Origin of the sequence: Streptomyces uncialis (genome assembly GCF_001905345.1) — a bacterium.
Classification (GTDB): domain Bacteria; phylum Actinomycetota; class Actinomycetes; order Streptomycetales; family Streptomycetaceae; genus Streptomyces; species Streptomyces uncialis.
Window position 1 is genome coordinate 307,324 of record NZ_LFBV01000001.1, and the last position, 17,704, is coordinate 325,027.

A 17,704-nucleotide genomic window follows, 5' to 3' on the forward strand; every position below is an offset into this window, starting at 1 on the left:
ATCAGTGTACCGACCGATCGTTCGGTTCGTCGGATTCAATGGTGAGACCCCGCCCCGTAGGGTGTCAACCCTGTGGATAACCCCATGACGCTGTGCCGGGCGGGCGGCCCTGAGTAGCGTGCCGAAGCGAGAGCGGCGGGGCGGCGCGGCATCGGACCGGAAGCGGAAGCGGGGCGGTATGAACTCGTACGACGGTGAGGCGCGGGGCGCACGGGGTGCGCGTGAGGAGGACGGGGCCCACGAACCCCGGTCCGCGCCCCCTCCCGGCCCGCTCGACGCCCCGGCCGACGGGTCGGTCCCTGAGCCGGTCCGCGAGCCGGTTGACGGGTCGGCCGACGGATCGGCCGGCCCGGTGTCGAAGACACCCGCCGGTGACCTGGCGGACGCCCTGGCGCAAGCCCCGGCCGCGTCCGAAGCCCCCGCGGCCCGCGCGGACACCCCGGACCCCGATCCGGTTCCTGGCTCCGGCCCCGGCCCCGGTTCCGGCCCTGATGCCGACGCCGGCCCTGGCGCTGGCACCGACACCGACGTCGATGCCGACGCAGACGCCGACCCCGGTCCTCCCCGCCCCCGCCCCGTCCCCGGTCAGCGCCGCAGCCCGGCCCCCGGTCCGGTGCTGGGCCCGGTCCCCACCCCCATCCCGGGCCTGGTGGGCCCCGTACCGGGCCCCGTACCGGGCTCCGACGGCCCCACGGCCAACGACCCCGGCGCCCCGCTCCCCGGTGCCGCCTGGCCTCCACCTGGTGGCACCCCACCCGCCGGTGCCGCCTGGCCTCCGGGTGCCGCCTGGCCCCCCGCGGGCACCCCGGCCCCCGACAACCGCACCTGGCCCACCGCCGCACCGGGCACCCACACCGCATCGGGCACCCCCGGCGGGCCGGGCACCCCCGGCGGGCCCGCCGCCCCCGCCGCCCCGCCCCGCGCGGGCATAGCGGGGCTGCCGTTCGGGCAGCAGATCGTCGCGGCCCTCGCGCTCGCGCTGATCGCCGTCGCCGCCGGTACCCATCTCGCGATCGTCTTCCTGCATGTCGCGCCGTCCAACACGCTGACCAAGCAGCACAGCGAGGCCATAGACGACTGGGTGTACCCGGAGTTCGAGCAGAACTGGAAGCTGTTCGCGCCGAACCCGTTGCAACAGAACGTCGCCGTCCAGGTCCGCGCCCAGTTGCGGGACAAGGGCGGGGACACGTTCGTCACCGGGTGGTACGACCTGTCCGCGCTGGACGGGGAGGCCATCGACGGCAATCTGCTGCCGAGCCACACCCAGCAGAACGAACTGCGCCGCGCGTGGGACTTCTTCAGCAACTCGCACGACAACGAGAACCGCGCCACCGGGCTGCGCGGCGCGCTCTCCGAGCGCTATGTCCGCCGGATCGCCGTGATGCGGCTGGAACGTCTGCGCGCGGAGCGGCCCGACGAGCGGGACGGGACGATCGAGCGGATCCAGATGCGCTCCGTCACCACCAATGTGGCGCCGCCGCCCTGGAGCGGTGAGAGCGCCGACCGCAAACCCACGTTCCGGCAGCTCCCCTGGTGGCTGGTGGACGAGGACGACAAGCCCCTCGACGCGGCGGGCGACCCGCGCGCGGGTGACGGCCGGACGGAGGCGGGGTCCCGGTGAGGCGATTCGCCAGTACCTTCGCGCGTGGCGTCGACCGGGTCACGGGCAGTGCCCTGGGCCCCTACCAGAGCGCGATCATCCGTATCGGCTTCGCCGCGACCTGGCTGTTCTTCCTGCTGCGCGAACTGCCGCACCGCCATGAGCTCTACGGTCCGGACGGTCCGTGGAACTGGGACATGGCCCGTCAGCTCATCGCCGACAACGGCGCCTTCACGGTGCTGATGTGGTCCGACAGCGTGCTCTGGTTCGAGATCGTCTACGGGATCGCCCTGCTGTCCAGCGCCCTGCTGATGCTCGGCTGGCGCACCCGGACCATGTCCGTGCTGTTCATGATCGGCGTGCTGTCCCTCCAGAACCGCAGTGTCTTCATGGGCGACGGCGGCGACAACGTCATCCATCTGATGGCGATGTACCTGGTCCTCACCCGCTGCGGTCAGGTGTGGTCGCTGGACGCCCGCAGGGAACGCCGCCGGGCCGCTGCCCACGCGCGCGGGGTGCGGGTCTCGGAGGACGTGGTCGGGCCCGTCCTGTGGTGGACCCTGGGCGTCGTCCTGTCGGCCGTCACGTTCAGCGGCAAGGGCACCTGGGGCTGGCTGCTGGTCTTCTGGAGCCTGTGGGTCGTCCAGGCCCTGTGGTGGGCCGCGAACCGCAGCCGTGGCGGCTCCGGCAACGCGAACCGGCGGCTGCTCGACGTCGTCGCCAACATCGCCCATAACGCCGGGCTGCTGATCATCATGGCGGAGGCGTGTCTGATCTACGCCACGGCCGGCTGGTACAAGGTCCAGGGCAGTCGCTGGCAGGACGGTACGGCGGTCTACTACCCGCTGCATCTGGACTACTTCTCGCCGTGGCCCGCGCTGTCCGACCTGATGACGCAGTACGGCACCTTCATCATGATCGTCACCTACGGGACCGTCATCGTGCAGGTCGCGTTCCCCTTCACACTGTTCAACCGGCGCGTCAAGAACGTCCTTCTCGCGATCATGATCGTCGAGCACAGCGTCATCGCGGTCACCCTGGGGCTGCCGTTCTTCTCGCTGGCGATGATCGCGGCAGACGCCGTCTTCCTGCCGACGTCGTTCCTGCGGCGGGTCGGCCGTCGGGCGGAGCGCGCGCGGGTGCGGGTCACCAAGGCGTTCGCCGGCCGGGTGCCCAAGGCCGTGAGACTGCCGGGGCAGCGTGCCGGGGAGCCGTCCTCCGACGCTCCGGGACCGCGGGAGGCCGAGCCGAGCGTGGGCGGCGCCGCCAAGGGCTGAGGCGGGCCGGGCCGGGGTCCCGGCCGGGCCCCGACCGTACGTCTCCGAAGCACGACTGTCCGGTCCCGGACCGCACGTAGGCTGACCGGCATGAACGCGAGCGGAACCCCTCCCCACCCCGGCGACGGCCGTGACCCCGACGGCGCCGTCCGGGCGTGGCGGGGTCTCGCCTCGGACGCCGTGCTGCTCGACGGGTTCCACGCGGTGAAGCACGCCCTGCGGTTCGGCGCGGCGGTCCCCGTCGCCCTGACCAGCGACCGGGCCGCCGTCCTCGCCCTCGCGGACGACCTCGCGCCCGATGTACGGGCCGCGCTGGACGCCCTGCTCGTGGAGGTCCCGGCCGACACCCTGCGCGCGCTGGTGCCTCGGCTGCATCCCACCGCTGTCGCCGCGCTCGGCTCGCGTCCGTCCCGTGCGGAGGGGCTCGCCGCGCTGTCCCGTGTCCCGCGGACCCGCCCCGTCGTCGTTCTCGACCAGCCGCGCAACCTGGGCAACGCCGGGGCCGTGATCCGGCTCGCGGCGGGCTTCGGGATCACCGGGGTGATCACCACCGGGACGCTCGACCCCTGGCACCCCACGGTCGTACGCGGGGGCGCCGGGCTGCACTTCGCGACGGTGGTGGAGCGCGTCGAGGACGCCGGACAGCTTCCCCCGGGGCCGCTGTACGCCCTCGACGCGGAGGGCGAGGACATCCGCGGCCTCACCCTCCCCGACGACGCGATCCTCGCCTTCGGCTCCGAACGCACCGGACTGTCCGCTCCGGTGCGCGAGCGCGCCGACCAGCTGGTGTCGCTGCCGATGAACCCCCGGGTCTCCAGCTACAACCTGGCGACGAGTGTCGCGATGACCCTCTTCCACTGGTCCACCGGCCACGGCCCGGCGGTGTAGGCGCGCTTCCCGTCACACCGTGCCGCGGACCTCCACCACACGGAAGCGGCCCGCGACGAAGGCCCCGTCGCACAGGGTGGCGTTCGCCGCCGGGTTGCCGCCCGAGCCGTGGAAGTCGGAGAAGGCCGCGGTCTGGTTGAGATAGACCCCGCCGGTGAGGTTGAGCGACAGCTGGGCGGGCTCGTCCAGACAGACCTCCTCGACGGCCCGTGCCACCTCCTCGGACGTCGTGTACGCCCCGACGGTCATCGCGCCCTTCTCCCGGATCGTCCGGCGCAGCAGCTCCACGGAGTCGGCGGTGGAGTCCATGGAGACGGCGAAGGAGACCGGGCCGAAGCACTCGCCGAGGTACGCGGCCCCGTCGTCCGCCTTGGTGCCGTCCAGCTTGACGACGGCGGGGGTGCGGACCACGGCCTCCGGGTACTCCGGGTTGCTGACCGCGCGGGAGGCGAGGGCGACCTCGCCGAGGTCCGGGGCGGCGTCGAGCCGGGCCTTCACCCCGGGGTTGACCAGGGCGCCCAGCAGGCCGTTCGCACGGGCGTCGTCGCCGAGGAGACCGCTCACCGCCGCCGCCAGGTCGGCCACGAACTCGTCGTACGTGCGCGGGCCCGCGTCGGTGGTGATGCCGTCGCGGGGGATGAGCAGGTTCTGCGGGGTGGTGCACATCTGGCCGCTGTACAGGGAGAGCGAGAAGGCCAGGTTGGCGAGCATGCCCTTGTAGTCGTCGGTGGAGTCGACGACGACGGTGTTGACGCCCGCCTTCTCGGTGTACACCTGCGCCTGGCGGGCGTTGTCCTCCAGCCAGTCACCGAACTCCGTGGAGCCGGTGTAGTCGATGATCCGGACCTCGGGGCGCAGCGCGAGGGTCTTCGCGAGGCCCTCGCCGGGGCGTTCGGCGGCCAGGGCCACGAGGTCGGGGTCGAAGCCGGCGTCACCGAGGACCGCGCGGGCCACCTGGACGGTGAGGGCCAGCGGGAGCACCGCGCGCGGATGGGGCTTGACGAGGACGGCGTTGCCGGTGGCGAGCGAGGCGAACAGGCCCGGGTAGCCGTTCCACGTGGGGAAGGTGTTGCAGCCGACGACCAGGGCGACGCCGCGGCCCACGGGGGTGAACCGCTTGGTCAGCTCCAGCGGGTCGCGCTTGCCCTGGGGCTTGGTCCACCCGGCGGACGCGGGGGTGCGGACCTGCTCGGCGTACGCGTAGGCGACGGCCTCCAGACCGCGGTCCTGGGCGTGGGGGCCGCCCGCCTGGAACGCCATCATGAACGCCTGGCCGCTGGTGTGCATGACGGCGTGCGCGAACTCATGGGTCCGGGCGTTGATCCGGGCCAGGACCTCCAGGCAGACCGCGGCGCGCAGCTCCGGCCCGGCCGCGCGCCAGGCGGGCAGGCCCGCGCGCATGGCCGGGAGCAGGACGTCCGGGTCGGGGTGCGGGTACTCGACGCCCAGCTCGGGGCCGTACGGCGAGCGCTCGCCGCCGACCCAGTCGTCGGTGCCGGGCTGGCCGAGGTCGAGCCGGGTCCCGGCGACGGCGTCGAACGCGGCCTTGCCCTCGGCGGGGCCGAGGCTGCCGTTCTCCCCGTACGCCTTGGGGTGCTCGGGGTGCGGGGACCAGTACGCGCGGGTACCGATCGCCTCAAGGGCCTGGTCGAGCAGCTGGCGGTGCTTCGCTACCAGCGGGTGCGCGGTGGGTTCGGCGGCCATGGGGGACCAACTCCTCCTCGGGACGGCTGCTGACTGAGCCGACGAGCTGGGCAGGAACAGGCGGACAGAGCTAGAGTAACCGAACGATCGGTCGGGACAAGGGGGTCCGCCGAACCTGTGGAAAACCCCGTGCGGGAGGATCTGCGAGCATGACAGCAATCGACCTCAGCAGCCCGGTGGCCGTGGTGGGTGCCGGCACCATGGGCCAGGGCATCGCCCAGGTCGCGTTGACCGCCGGTCACCCCGTACGGCTCCTCGACGCCGAACCCGGGCGCGCCGCGTCGGCCGCCGACGCGATCGGCGCCCGGCTCGACCGGCTGGTCGACAAGGGCCGCCTCGACGCCGCCGAGCGGGACGCGGCCCGCGCCCGGCTGGAGCCCGTCACCACGCTCTCGGCGCTCGCCGGGTCCGGCCTGGTGATCGAGGCCGTCCTGGAGCGGCTGGAGGTCAAGCAGCGGCTGCTGCGCGACCTGGAGGACATCGTCGACGACGACTGTCTGCTCGCCACCAACACCTCGTCCCTGTCCGTGACCGCCATCGCCGGGGCGCTGCGGCACCCGGGCCGCTGTGTGGGGCTGCACTTCTTCAACCCGGCGCCGCTGCTGCCGCTGGTCGAGGTGGTCTCCGGTTTCGCCACGGACTTCTCGTCGGCCACGCGCGCGTACGAGACGGCCATGGCCTGGGGCAAGACCCCGGTCGCCTGCGCGGACACCCCCGGGTTCATCGTCAACCGCATCGCGCGCCCCTTCTACGCCGAGGCGTTCGCGGTGCACGAGTACCAGGGCGCCGACCCGGCCACCATCGACGCCGTGCTGCGCGAGTGCGGCGGGTTCCGGATGGGCGCGTTCGAACTCACCGACCTCATCGGCCAGGACGTCAACGAGGCGGTCACCCGCTCGGTGTGGGAGGCGTTCTTCCACGATGTGCGGTTCACCCCGTCGCTGGCCCAGCGGCGGCTCGTCGAGTCCGGGATGCTCGGCCGCAAGGCCGGCCGCGGCTGGTACGCGTACGGGGACGACGCCGAACAGCCCGAACCGCACACCGCCGACCCCGCGCCCGTGCCCGCCCATGTCGTCGCCGAGGGCGATCTCGGCCCGGCCGGGGCGCTGCTGGACCTGATCCGCGAGGCGGGCATCCCCGTGCGCGAGGAGGAGGAGGACCACGGCACCCGGCTGCTGCTGCCCGGCGGCGGTCAGCTCGCGCTGGCCGACGGCCAGACGTCGGTGGAGTTCCGGGACGTCGTGTACTTCGATCTCGCCCTCGACTACCGGGCCGCCACCCGGATCGCCCTGTCCGCCTCCCAGGACACCTCCGCACGCACCCTGAAGGAGGCCACCGGGCTGTTCCAGGCGCTCGGCAAGGACGTGAGCCTCATCGGGGACGTCCCGGGGATGATCGTCGCGCGGACCGTGGCCCGGCTGATCGACCTGGCCATGGACGCCGTCGCCAAGGGCGTCGCCACCGAGGAGGACATCGACACCGCGATGCGGCTCGGCGTCAACTACCCGCTGGGCCCGTTCGCGTGGAGCCGCAGGCTCGGCCGGAGCTGGGCGCACTCCCTGCTGGACGATCTGCATCTGCGTGACCCCTCGGGCCGCTACGCCCCCTCGCTGGCGCTCTACCGCCACGCCTACGCCTCCGAGAAGCGGGAGCCCGCCTCATGACCGCCCCGAAGCGCGACACGTACACCCCTGAGTCCCTGCTCGCCGTGGCGGTCACCGTCTTCAACGAACGCGGCTACGACGGCACCTCCATGGAGCATCTGTCCAAGGCCGCGGGCATCTCCAAGTCGTCCATCTACCACCATGTGACCAGCAAGGAGGAACTGCTGAGACGGGCCGTCAGCCGGGCCCTGGACGGCCTCTTCGGCATCCTCGACGAGGAACCCGCGCGCGTGGGACGCGCCGTGGAGCGACTGGAGTACGTCACCCGGCGCATGGTCGAGGTGCTGATAGGCGAACTGCCCTATGTGACGCTGCTGCTGCGGGTGCGCGGCAACACCGACACCGAGCGCTGGGCGCTGGAGCGCCGCCGGGACTTCGACCACCGGGTCTCCGATCTGCTGAAGGCCGCGGCGGCCGACGGCGAGGTGCGCGGGGACATCGAGGTCCGGCTGGCCACCCGGCTGGTCTTCGGGATGATCAACTCGATCGTGGAGTGGTACCGCCCCGACAGCCGGGGCAGCGGTGACCGGGAGGTCGTGGACGCCGTGGTCCGCCTCGTCTTCGAGGGCCTGCGCCGCCAACCCTGACCCCCGGCGGGGCCGACCCACGACCGTCGTACGTCACCCCGCCGCCCTCACCCGACGCCATCCCGCCCAACGTCGCCCCGCGCGCGTGCACGCTGCCCGCGTCACTCCGTGCCGAAGTGCACCCGCGCGCGTGGACCCCGCCCCGGGGCCGTCACGGCTCGGGGTACAGATGGTCCTCCTCGAAGACCAGCAGGGTGCGGGTGCTCAGCACCTCAGGGATCGCCTGGAGCCGGGTCAGGACCAGTTCGCGCAGGGCCCGGTTGTCCGGGGAGTGCACCAGCAGCAGTACGTCGAAGTCCCCGCTGACCAGGGCGATGTGCGCGGCGCCCGGCAGTGCCCGCAACTGCTCGCGGACCGTGCGCCACGAGTTCTGGACGATCTTCAGGGTGATGTAGGCCGAAGCGCCCTGCCCGGCCCGCTCATGGTCGATACGGGCGCCGAACCCCCGGATGACACCGTCCTCGACCAGACGGTTGATCCGCGCGTACGCGTTCGCCCGCGACACATGGACCCGTTCGGCGACCGAGCGTATCGACGCACGGCCGTCGGTCTGGAGGATCTGGAGGATGTCCCGGTCGATGGCGTCCAGCGGCCGGGGCGGCAGCGCGGAGGGTCCGGCCGGGCCCCGGGCCATGAGTCCCAGGGACTCGTCCCGGGCCGGATCGCCAGGCTCCGGGCGGCCGTCGTCCTCCGGCCCGCCCCGGCCCTGTGCCCCGGCCCCGTCGGCCATTCGTTCAGATGCCATGTCCCCCGGCCTCCCTACCATGGACGTACTGCGCCTATCCCAGGATGTGGAGAACCGTTTGTCCACAGCCTGGCGGTGCCTGTAGCCAGATTGTGCCGACGACCGAACAATCGGTAGGTGAGGCGTGGCACCCCCGTCGCCGCCTCCACCGCTCCCACGAGGAGACCGTTTCGACGAGGAGGTGCACGCGTGAAGAGGCACAGCACACCGGTGATGGAGCAGCGCGGGGCATACACGCCCACCCCGCCCCCCGCCTGGACCCCGCGTACCGATCCCGCCCCGCTGCTGCCCGACGCGGAGCCGTACCGCGTCCTCGGCACCCCCGCGGCCCGTGAGGCGGACCCGGAGCTGCTGCGGCGCCTGCACACCGCGCTGGTCCGCGGCCGCCGCTACAACACCCAGGCCACCGCGCTCACCAAGCAGGGCCGGCTCGCCGTGTACCCGTCGAGCACCGGGCAGGAGGCGTGCGAGATCGGCGCCGCGTTCGCCCTGGAGGAGCGCGACTGGCTGTTCCCCAGCTACCGCGACACCCTCGCCGTGATCGCCCGGGGCGTCGACCCCGTCGAGACGCTGACCCTGCTGCGCGGCGACTGGCACACCGGCTACGACCCCTACGAGCACCGTGTCGCCCCGCTCAGCACCCCCCTCGCCACCCAGCTCCCGCACGCCGTCGGCCTCGCCCACGCGGCCCGGCTCAAGGGCGACGACGTGGTCGCGCTGGCCATGGTCGGCGACGGCGGCACCAGTGAGGGCGACTTCCACGAGGCGCTGAACTTCGCCGCCGTCTGGCGCAGCCCCGTCGTCTTCCTCGTCCAGAACAACGGCTTCGCGATCTCCGTCCCGCTCGACAAGCAGACCGCCGCCCCCTCCCTCGCCCACAAGGCCGTCGGCTACGGCATGCGCGGCCGGCTGGTCGACGGCAACGACGCCCTCGCCGTCCACGAGGTGCTCACCGAAGCCGTCCGCCACGCACGCGCGGGCGGCGGACCCACCCTCGTCGAAGCCCTCACCTACCGCGTCGAGGCCCACACCAACGCCGACGACGCGGGCCGCTACCGCGCCCCCACCGACGGCGACGCCTGGCGCGCCCACGACCCCGTCGCCCTCGTCGAGGCCGAGCTGACCGCCCGCGGTCTCCTCGACGCGGACACCCTGGAAGCCGTCCGGGCGGACGCCGAGACCATGGCCGCCGACCTGCGCGCCCGGATGAACCAGGACGCCCCGCTCGACCCCATGGACCTCTTCGCCCACGTCTACGCCGAGCCGACCCCCCAGCTGCGCGAACAGGAAGCACAGCTGCGCGCCGAGATCGCCGCGGCAGCCGAGGACCGGCCGGAAGGAACGCCCCGATGAGCACCACCGTCGCCGCCAAACCCGCGACCATGGCCCAGGCCCTCGGCCGCGCCCTGCGGGACGCCATGGCCGACGACCCGGCCGTGCATGTCATGGGCGAGGACGTCGGCACCCTCGGCGGGGTCTTCCGGATCACCGACGGGCTCGCCGCGGAGTTCGGCGACGAGCGCTGCGCGGACACCCCGCTCGCGGAGGCCGGCATCCTCGGCGCGGCCGTCGGCATGGCCATGTACGGGCTGCGGCCCGTCGTGGAGATGCAGTTCGACGCGTTCGCCTACCCCGCCTTCGAGCAGCTCGTCTCCCATGTGGCCCGGATGCGCAACCGCACCAGGGGCGCCATGCCCCTGCCGATCACCGTGCGCGTGCCCTACGGCGGCGGCATCGGCGGGGTCGAGCACCACAGCGACTCCTCCGAGGCCTACTACCTGGCCACACCCGGTCTGCATGTCGTCACCCCGGCGACCGTCGCCGACGCCTACGGGCTGCTGCGCGCGGCCATCGCCTCCGACGACCCCGTGGTCTTCCTCGAACCGAAGCGGCTGTACTGGTCGAAGGCCGACTGGAACCCGGACCACCCGCTGTCCGTTGAACCCATCGGACGCGCGGTGGTGCGGCGGACAGGCCGCAGCGCCACGCTTCTGACGTACGGGCCGTCCGTCCCCGTCTGCCTGGAGGCGGCCGAGGCGGCGACGGCCGAAGGGTGGGACCTGGAGGTGGTGGATCTGCGCTCGCTGGTGCCTTTCGACGACGAGACCGTCTGCGCCTCGGTGCGCAGGACCGGCCGCGCCGTCGTCGTCCACGAGGCGGGCGGTTTCGGCGGACCGGGTGGCGAGATCGCCGCCCGGGTCACCGAGCGCTGTTTCCATTACCTTGAGGCTCCAGTACTGCGCGTGGCCGGGTTCGACATCCCGTATCCGCCGCCGATGCTCGAAAGGCACCACCTTCCGGGCGTCGACCGGATCCTGGACGCCGTGGCCCGGCTTCAGTGGGAGGCGGATAGCTGATGGCACAGGTGCTGGAATTCAAGCTGCCCGATCTCGGGGAGGGACTCACCGAGGCGGAGATCGTCCACTGGCTGGTGGAGGTCGGCGACGTCGTCGCCGTCGACCAGCCGGTGGTCGAGGTGGAGACGGCGAAGGCGATGGTCGAGGTGCCCTGCCCGTACGGCGGGGTGGTCACCGCCCGCTTCGGCGAGGAGGGCACGGAACTGCCCGTGGGCGCGCCGCTGATCACCGTGGCGGTCGGCGCGCTGAGCCCCGACGAGGTGCCGGACGCCTTGGAGACGGCCACCCCGGCCCCGTCCGGCACGGCGGACCCCGCCGCCGCGAACGACGCCGCCCCGAGCGGACCTGCCGCGAACGGCTCCGCCACGAACGGGGCCGCCCGGGAGGCCGACGGCGCCTCGGGCAACGTACTCGTCGGATACGGCACCGCCGCGGCGCCCGCCCGGCGCCGCCGGGTCGGCCCCGCCAGGCCGACCGCCACCGTGCCGCGCACCGCCCCGGCCACCGGGGCCCCCGGGACTCCTGGGCCCGCCCCCGTCGGCATCCCCGTGTCCGTGTCCGCCGGACGGGACACCCCGGCCGCGCCCGGCACGGCACCCGCGCGGGGGGACGGCCCCGTCCCCGTGATCTCGCCGCTCGTGCGCAGGCTCGCCCGGGAGCACGGCATCGACCTCGCGGAGCTGGCCGGATCGGGCCCCGACGGCCTGATACTGCGCGCCGACGTGGAGTACGCGGCCCACGCCGCGCGCACACGCCCGCGTGCCGTGCCCGGCCAGGACCACGCCACGACCCCGGCCCCCCGCCCGTCGGCGGAGAGCTCCCCGGCCGACCGGTCCGTCCCCGCGGGCGGCGTCGTCCGTACCCCGCTGAAGGGTGTACGGGGCGCCGTCGCCGACAAGCTGGCCCGCAGCCGCCGGGAGATACCCGAGGCGACCGTCTGGGTCGACGCCGACGCCACCGAGCTGATGCGCGCGCGGACCGCGATGAACGCCGGGACCGGCCCGCGGATCTCGCTCCTCGCGCTCCTCGCCCGGATCTGCGCCGCGGGCCTCAAGCGGTACCCCGAGCTGAACTCCACGGTCGACACGGCGGCCCGGGAGATCGTCCGGTTCGACGCCCTGCACGTCGGATTCGCGGCCCAGACCCCGCGCGGTCTGGTGGTGCCCGTCGTCAAGGACGCCCATACCCGCGACGCCGAGTCGCTGTCCGCCGAGTTCGCCCGGCTCACCGACGCGGCCCGCGAAGGCCGCCTCACCCCCGCGGAACTCACCGGCGGCACCTTCACGCTCAACAACTACGGCGTCTTCGGTGTCGACGGCTCCACCCCGATCATCAACCACCCCGAGGCCGCCATGCTCGGCGTCGGCCGGATCATCCCGAGGCCCTGGGTCCACGAAGGAGAGCTCGCGGTCCGCCAGGTCGTCGAGCTGACCCTGACCTTCGACCACCGGGTGTGCGACGGCGGGGTCGCGGGCGGCTTCCTGCGGTACGTCGCGGACTGCGTGGAACAACCGGCGGTGCTGCTGCGCACCCTCTGACCCGCACCCCTGGGCCGCCTCCCCCTGAGCGCCGGCCGACCACCACGACGGCCCCCGGGGCGGCGCTGATCCACTCAGCGCCCATACTCGGGGGATGACCGCGAATGACGGCGCGTACGACGCCGTGGTCCTCGCCGGAGGTGCCGCCCGGCGCCTCGACGGGGCGGACAAGCCGGGGATACGGGTGGGTGGCCGCACGCTGCTCGACCGTGTCCTCACGGCCTGCGCCGACGCCGCGTCGACCGTCGTCGTCGCCGCGCCACGGCCCACCGTCCGACCTGTGCGGTGGGCCCGGGAGGACCCGCCCGGCGGCGGCCCCCTCGCCGCCCTCGACGCCGGACTGCGGCACGTCACCGCCCCCGTGACCGTCGTCCTCTCGGCCGACCTGCCGTTCCTCGACCGCCGGTCGGTACGCGGTCTGCCCGCCGCGCTGAACGCCGTCCCCGACGCCGACGCCGTCCTGCTCACCGACGCGCACGGCCGTGACCAGCCACTGGTCGCCGCCTACCGCACCCGCCCGCTGCGCGACGCGCTCGCCGCGCGGATCAGGGAGCACGGCGGCCCGGCCGGTCTGCCGCTGCGCCCCCTGATCGCGGCCCTCCGCGTGGTCCGGCTCCCCGACCCCCTCGCCTCCTTCGACTGCGACACCTGGCAGGACATCGCGACGGCCCGCGCCCGGATCAGGGAGCATGGGCATGTGCTGGACGAATGGATGACCGCGGTCAAGGACGAGCTGGGCATCGACCTCGACGTCGACACCGCGCTGCTGCTGGACCTCGCCCGGGACGCCGCGCACGGGGTCGCCCGCCCCGCCGCGCCCCTGACGACGTTCCTCGTGGGCTACGCGGCGGCCCGCGCGGGCGGTGACCCCGAGGCGGTGGCCTCGGCGGCCCGCCGCGCGACGGACCTGGCCACCCGCTGGGCCACGGAACAACCGGACCCGGCCCAACCCCCGGGACCCCGGGCACCCACGGACCCGGCCGAACCCCCGGGGCCCGAGGCACCGACGGACCCGACCGCAACCCCGGGGCCCGGAGCGCCGACGGACCCGACGGCACGGACGCGGCCGACGGACCCCGCCCCGGGCCCGGACCCCGCCTCGGACCCCGCTCCCGCTCCCGGTACCGACTCCGCCGCGCCCCGGCCCGATGCCCCATGACCGGCCCGCATCCTGACGACCATCTGGCCCTCTACGAAGCCGTCACCGAAACCCCCCGGCGAACGGCGGGCACGACGGGCACGACGGACGGGAGACCGGCCCCGGCGCACCACACGGGACAGGGCCCCGGCGCCCCGGAAACCCCGCCCGACCCGCCTCCCGCATCGCCCGGCCCCGGCGGCGGCACGGAGGAATCCAGCGCGACGGGTCCGGCCACGGCCGACGCAGGGCGGGTCGACCCGGACACCGACACGGCCCCGGACACCGACACGGCCTTCGCCGACACCGGACCGGTCAGCGCCGACACGGGCCAGGTCAGCGCTGACAAGGCCCCGACCGGCACCGACACCGGACCGGTCAGCACCGAGGCCCCCGCCCCACCGCACTCCGGCCCGCGGCGACCCGCCCGACACCCCGCGCAGGCACCCGCCCAACACACCGGCCGCCGGCACCCGGATCAGCCGCACCCGAATCAGCAGCTCCCCGATCAGCAGCACCCCGACCAGCGACATCTCGATCAGCAGCGCCCGGACCAGGGGCAGCTCGACCAGCGGCACCCCGACCAGCAGCACCCCGATCAACACCCCGGCCACGTCCCCTGGACCGTCGCTCGGGACCGTGCCGCCGCGGCCGGTGCGGCGGAGCGGCGTACGAGACCCGCGGTGCGCGCCCCGCTGCACGCCGCCACGGGAGTGGCCCTCGCGCACCCGCTCACCGCGCTGACGGACCTTCCGTCGTTCGACACCTCGGCCATGGACGGCTGGGCGGTCTCGGGTCCCGCCCCCTGGACCGTCCGCGAGACGGGCGCGGGGGTCCTCGCCGGGACCGCCGGGACCACGCCCTCGCCGCTCACCGACGGCGAGGCGGTACGGATCGCGACCGGTGCCCGGGTCCCCAAGGACGCCACCGCCGTGGTCAGGACGGAACACGCCCACGCCGACCGCCACGGTCAGCTGTATCCGTCGCGCGAGGTCCAGCCCGGCCAGGACATCCGTGCGCGGGGCCAGGAGTGCCGCGAGGGCGATCTGCTGATGCCCGCCGCGACCCTGGTGACCCCCGCCGTGGTGGGCCTCGCCGCCGCCGCGGGCTACGACACGCTGACCGTCGTCCCGCGACCCACCGCGGACATCCTCGTCCTCGGTGACGAACTGCTCGACGAGGGCCTGCCGCACGACGGGCTCATCCGCGACGCGCTCGGCCCGCTGCTGCCCCCCTGGCTGCACGCGCTCGGCGTCGAGGTGACGGCCGTCCGCCATCTCCGCGACGACGCCGCCACGCTCCACGACGCGCTGACCGCGTCCACGGCCGACCTGATCATCAGCACCGGAGGCACCGCCGCGGGCCCCGCCGACCATGTGCGGCCCACCCTCGACCGGCTCGGTGCCGAACTCCTGGTGGACGGGGTGCGGGTGCGCCCCGGTCACCCCATGCTGCTGGCCCGGCTCACCGGCGGACGGCACCCCAGGTACCTCGTCGGGCTGCCCGGCAATCCGCTCGCCGCGGTCTCCGGTCTGCTGACGCTCGCCGAACCGCTGATCCGCGCCCTGGCCGGACGTCCCGCACCGGAGACGTGCACGGCACCCGTACGGGACGCGGTCACCGGGCACCCGTCCGACACCCGGCTCGTCCCCGTGTCCCTGCGCGCCGACGAGGCCGTACCGCTGCGCTACAGCGGACCGGCGATGCTGCGGGGGATCGCCGCCGCCGACGCGATCGCGGTGGTGCCGCCCGGTGGGGTCCGGGCCGGGCACGAACTGGAGATTCTCGACCTACCCTGGTCACTTTCCGCCGTTGGGGTGTGTTCCACGTGAAACTTCCGGGCCATGACGCGATCGCCCGTCAGGCCGACGAACATCTGGTCACCGGGCGGGTCAAGCTGCCCAAACGCGTCGTCGAGCGTCCGCTGTGGCAGGTCGCCAAGCGGCTGCTGATGGCGCTGCTCGTCCTCGTCGGAACGGCGTTCATCGTGTACTTCGACCGTGAGGGCTACGGAGACAACTCCGACGACTCCGTCGACCTGCTCGACGCGTTCTACTACGCCACAGTCACGCTCTCCACCACGGGCTACGGTGACATCACGCCCGTGAGCGATGGCGCACGGCTCATCAACATCCTTGTCGTCACCCCACTGCGTGTGGTGTTCCTGATCATCCTGGTCGGTACGACCCTGGAAGTGCTCACCGAGCGCACCAGGGAGGAATGGCGCCTGAACCGCTGGAGGTCCAACTTGCGTGATCACACCGTCGTCGTGGGCTTCGGCACCAAGGGGCGTTCCGCGATCCAGACGGTCTGCGCGACCGGGCTGAAGAAGGACCAGGTCGTGATCGTCGACCCCAGCGGCAAGGTCATCGAGGCGGCGACCGCCGAGGGGTTCGTCGGGGTGATCGGGGACGCCACCCGCAGCGATGTGCTGCTGAGGGCCGAGGTCCAGAAGGCACGGCAGATCATCATCGCCACCCAGCGCGACGACACGGCCGTCCTGGTGGCTCTCACCGCGCGCCAGCTCAACCGGGCGGCGAAGATCGTCGCCGCGGTTCGTGAGGAGGAGAACGCGCCGCTGCTGCGGCAGTCCGGCGCCGACTCCGTGATCACCAGTGCCAGCGCGGCCGGACGGCTGCTCGGGCTCTCCGTGCTGAGCCCCAGCGCGGGCATGGTGATGGAGGATCTGATCCAGCAGGGCACGGGCCTCGACATCGTGGAACGACCGGTCATAAAGGCCGAGGTGGGCTTGGGCGCCCGGGAGACCGGGGATCTGGTGGTGAGCGTGGTGCGGGGGCACCGGGTGCTCGGCTACGACGATCCCGCGATCGGGAAACTCCAGTCGACGGACCGTCTGATCACCATCGTGCGCGCCTCGCCGCGCAGCGCTTCGGCCCCTGACACGCGACAACTCCCCCGGGAATGACCGGGTTCCGCCGGGCGCCACGTACCGGCCCGGCGCGGTCGGCGGAGTAGCCTCGCCGCATGCGTGCGATCACCATTGCCGAGGCGGGCGGACCCGAGGTACTGAACTGGGACGAGGTGCCCGATCCCGTACCGGGGGAGGGCGAGGTCCTGGTCGAGGTGGTCGCCTCCGCCGTCAACCGCGCCGATCTGCTCCAGCGTCAGGGCCGCTACGATCCGCCGCCCGGCGCGTCCCCCTATCCCGGCCTTGAGTGTTCGGGCCGGATCGCCGCGCTCGGCCCCGGGGTCGTGGGCTGGTCCGTCGGTGACGAGGTGTGCGCGCTGCTCTCGGGCGGCGGCTACGCGGAGCAGGTCGCGGTGCCCGTCGGGCAGTTGCTGCCCCGGCCCGAGGGGGTCTCCCTGGTGGAGGCCGCCGCGCTGCCCGAGGTGGCGTGCACGGTGTGGTCCAACCTGTTCATGTGCGCGGGGCTGCGGCCCGCGGAGACCGTGCTGATCCATGGCGGGGCCAGCGGGATCGGCACGATGGCGATCCAGCTGGCCAAGGCGGTGGGTGCGACGGTCGCTGTCACCGCGGGCAGCCGGGAACGGCTGGAGCGCTGTGCCGAGCTGGGCGCGGACATCCTGGTCGACCACCGTGAACAGGACTTCGTGGAGGAGGTCCGCAGGGCGACGGGCGGCGCGGGCGCGGACGTGATCCTCGACATCATCGGGGCGTCGTACCTCGACCGGAACGTACGGGCGCTGGCCATGAACGGGCGGCTGGTCGTCATCGGATTGCAGGGCGGGGCCAAGGCGGAGCTGAACATCGGGGCGCTGCTGGTGAAGCGGGGCACGGTGTCGGCGACCTCCCTGCGGGGGCGGCCCGCGGACGAGAAGGCGGCGATCGTGGCGGCCGTGCGGGAGCATGTGTGGCCGTTGGTCGCGGCGGGGCGGGTGCGGGTGGTCGTCGACCGCGCGGTGCCGATGTGGGACGCGGGGGTGGGGCATTCGGTGCTGGAGGAGGGCGGACATGTGGGGAAGGTGCTGTTGACGGTGTGACCGTCCGGCGGGTGTGACGGTTCGTCCGGTCCGACTGTTCGGCGGGTCTGTCCGTCCGGCGGTCCGACCGTCCGGCGATCGCGGTTCTCGGCTCGTGGGGCGCCTTCGCTCGCGCCGCTGGGGTTTTGCCACCTGGGCCCGCTTGTTCCTGTGCGGGGCGCCTTCGCTCGCGCCGCTGGGGTTTTGCCACCTGGGCCCGCCTGTTCCTGTGCGGGGCGTCCGGGGGTGCGCGGTTCCCCGCGC

General features: G+C 73.6%; 12 protein-coding genes and 2 pseudogenes. 12 read left to right on the forward strand and 2 right to left on the reverse strand.

Annotated features, from left to right (window positions below; translation table 11 throughout):
- Nucleotides 1-352 precede the first annotated feature (352 nt).
- From AB852_RS01330 to AB852_RS01340, 3 genes are all read left to right on the forward strand, one after another.
- Nucleotides 353-1,621 carry a DUF5819 family protein gene (locus tag AB852_RS01330; RefSeq protein WP_178390920.1) on the forward strand — a complete coding sequence of 423 codons (1,269 nt, stop codon included), beginning with the start codon at nucleotides 353-355 and terminating at the stop codon, nucleotides 1,619-1,621.
- Nucleotides 1,618-2,877 (forward strand): HTTM domain-containing protein, encoded by a 1,260-nt coding sequence (locus AB852_RS01335; protein WP_073782729.1) that lies wholly within the window; start codon nucleotides 1,618-1,620, stop codon nucleotides 2,875-2,877. Before AB852_RS01330 ends, AB852_RS01335 begins: the two co-directional genes overlap by 4 nt.
- 90 nt (nucleotides 2,878-2,967) lie before the next feature.
- On the forward strand, nucleotides 2,968-3,765 hold the full coding sequence (locus AB852_RS01340) for a TrmH family RNA methyltransferase (RefSeq protein ID WP_073782731.1): 798 nt from the start codon (nucleotides 2,968-2,970) through the stop codon (nucleotides 3,763-3,765).
- A gap of 12 nt (nucleotides 3,766-3,777) precedes the next feature.
- On the opposite strand, the gene paaN is transcribed toward AB852_RS01340, so the two are convergent.
- Entirely contained in the window at nucleotides 3,778-5,469 is a 1,692-nt protein-coding gene (gene paaN / locus AB852_RS01345; protein ID WP_073782733.1) for a phenylacetic acid degradation protein PaaN, read from the reverse strand.
- A gap of 149 nt (nucleotides 5,470-5,618) precedes the next feature.
- Here paaN and AB852_RS01350 point away from each other — a divergent pair, with 149 nt between their 5' ends.
- On the forward strand, nucleotides 5,619-7,133 hold the full coding sequence (locus tag AB852_RS01350) for a 3-hydroxyacyl-CoA dehydrogenase (protein WP_073782735.1): 1,515 nt from the start codon (nucleotides 5,619-5,621) through the stop codon (nucleotides 7,131-7,133).
- A complete protein-coding gene (locus tag AB852_RS01355; RefSeq protein WP_073782738.1) occupies nucleotides 7,130-7,720 on the forward strand; it encodes a TetR/AcrR family transcriptional regulator in 591 nt (196 codons plus the stop codon). The genes AB852_RS01350 and AB852_RS01355 overlap by 4 nt, the downstream gene beginning before the upstream one ends.
- Nucleotides 7,721-7,871: 151 nt before the next feature.
- On the opposite strand, the gene AB852_RS01360 is transcribed toward AB852_RS01355, so the two are convergent.
- Nucleotides 7,872-8,354, reverse strand: a complete 483-nt coding sequence (locus AB852_RS01360; protein WP_079184375.1) for an Lrp/AsnC family transcriptional regulator — start codon at nucleotides 8,352-8,354, stop codon at nucleotides 7,872-7,874.
- Between the two features lie 324 nt (nucleotides 8,355-8,678).
- On the opposite strand from AB852_RS01360, the gene pdhA reads away from it, so the two are divergent.
- From pdhA to AB852_RS01395, 7 genes and pseudogenes are all read left to right on the forward strand, one after another.
- Nucleotides 8,679-9,818, forward strand: a complete 1,140-nt coding sequence (gene pdhA, locus AB852_RS01365; protein WP_073782742.1) for a pyruvate dehydrogenase (acetyl-transferring) E1 component subunit alpha — start codon at nucleotides 8,679-8,681, stop codon at nucleotides 9,816-9,818.
- The gene (locus tag AB852_RS01370; RefSeq protein ID WP_073782744.1) at nucleotides 9,815-10,822 is read left to right on the forward strand and encodes an alpha-ketoacid dehydrogenase subunit beta; all 1,008 of its coding nucleotides are present in this window, start codon (nucleotides 9,815-9,817) and stop codon (nucleotides 10,820-10,822) included. Before pdhA ends, AB852_RS01370 begins: the two co-directional genes overlap by 4 nt.
- A complete protein-coding gene (locus tag AB852_RS01375) occupies nucleotides 10,822-12,360 on the forward strand; it encodes a dihydrolipoamide acetyltransferase family protein (RefSeq protein WP_073782746.1) in 1,539 nt (512 codons plus the stop codon). Before AB852_RS01370 ends, AB852_RS01375 begins: the two co-directional genes overlap by 1 nt.
- Before the next feature lie 94 nt (nucleotides 12,361-12,454).
- Nucleotides 12,455-13,336, forward strand: a pseudogene (locus AB852_RS01380) (NTP transferase domain-containing protein); the annotation flags it as partial.
- A gap of 713 nt (nucleotides 13,337-14,049) precedes the next feature.
- Nucleotides 14,050-15,330, forward strand: a pseudogene (locus tag AB852_RS38300) (molybdopterin molybdotransferase MoeA); the annotation flags it as partial.
- Nucleotides 15,318-16,424: a potassium channel family protein gene (locus AB852_RS01390; RefSeq protein WP_073782748.1), complete on the forward strand. Its 1,107-nt coding sequence runs from the start codon at nucleotides 15,318-15,320 to the stop codon at nucleotides 16,422-16,424. The pseudogene AB852_RS38300 and the gene AB852_RS01390, both read left to right, overlap by 13 nt.
- A 59-nt stretch (nucleotides 16,425-16,483) precedes the next feature.
- Entirely contained in the window at nucleotides 16,484-17,461 is a 978-nt protein-coding gene (locus AB852_RS01395; RefSeq protein WP_073782750.1) for an NAD(P)H-quinone oxidoreductase, read from the forward strand.
- The last annotated feature ends 243 nt before the right edge of the window (nucleotides 17,462-17,704 follow it).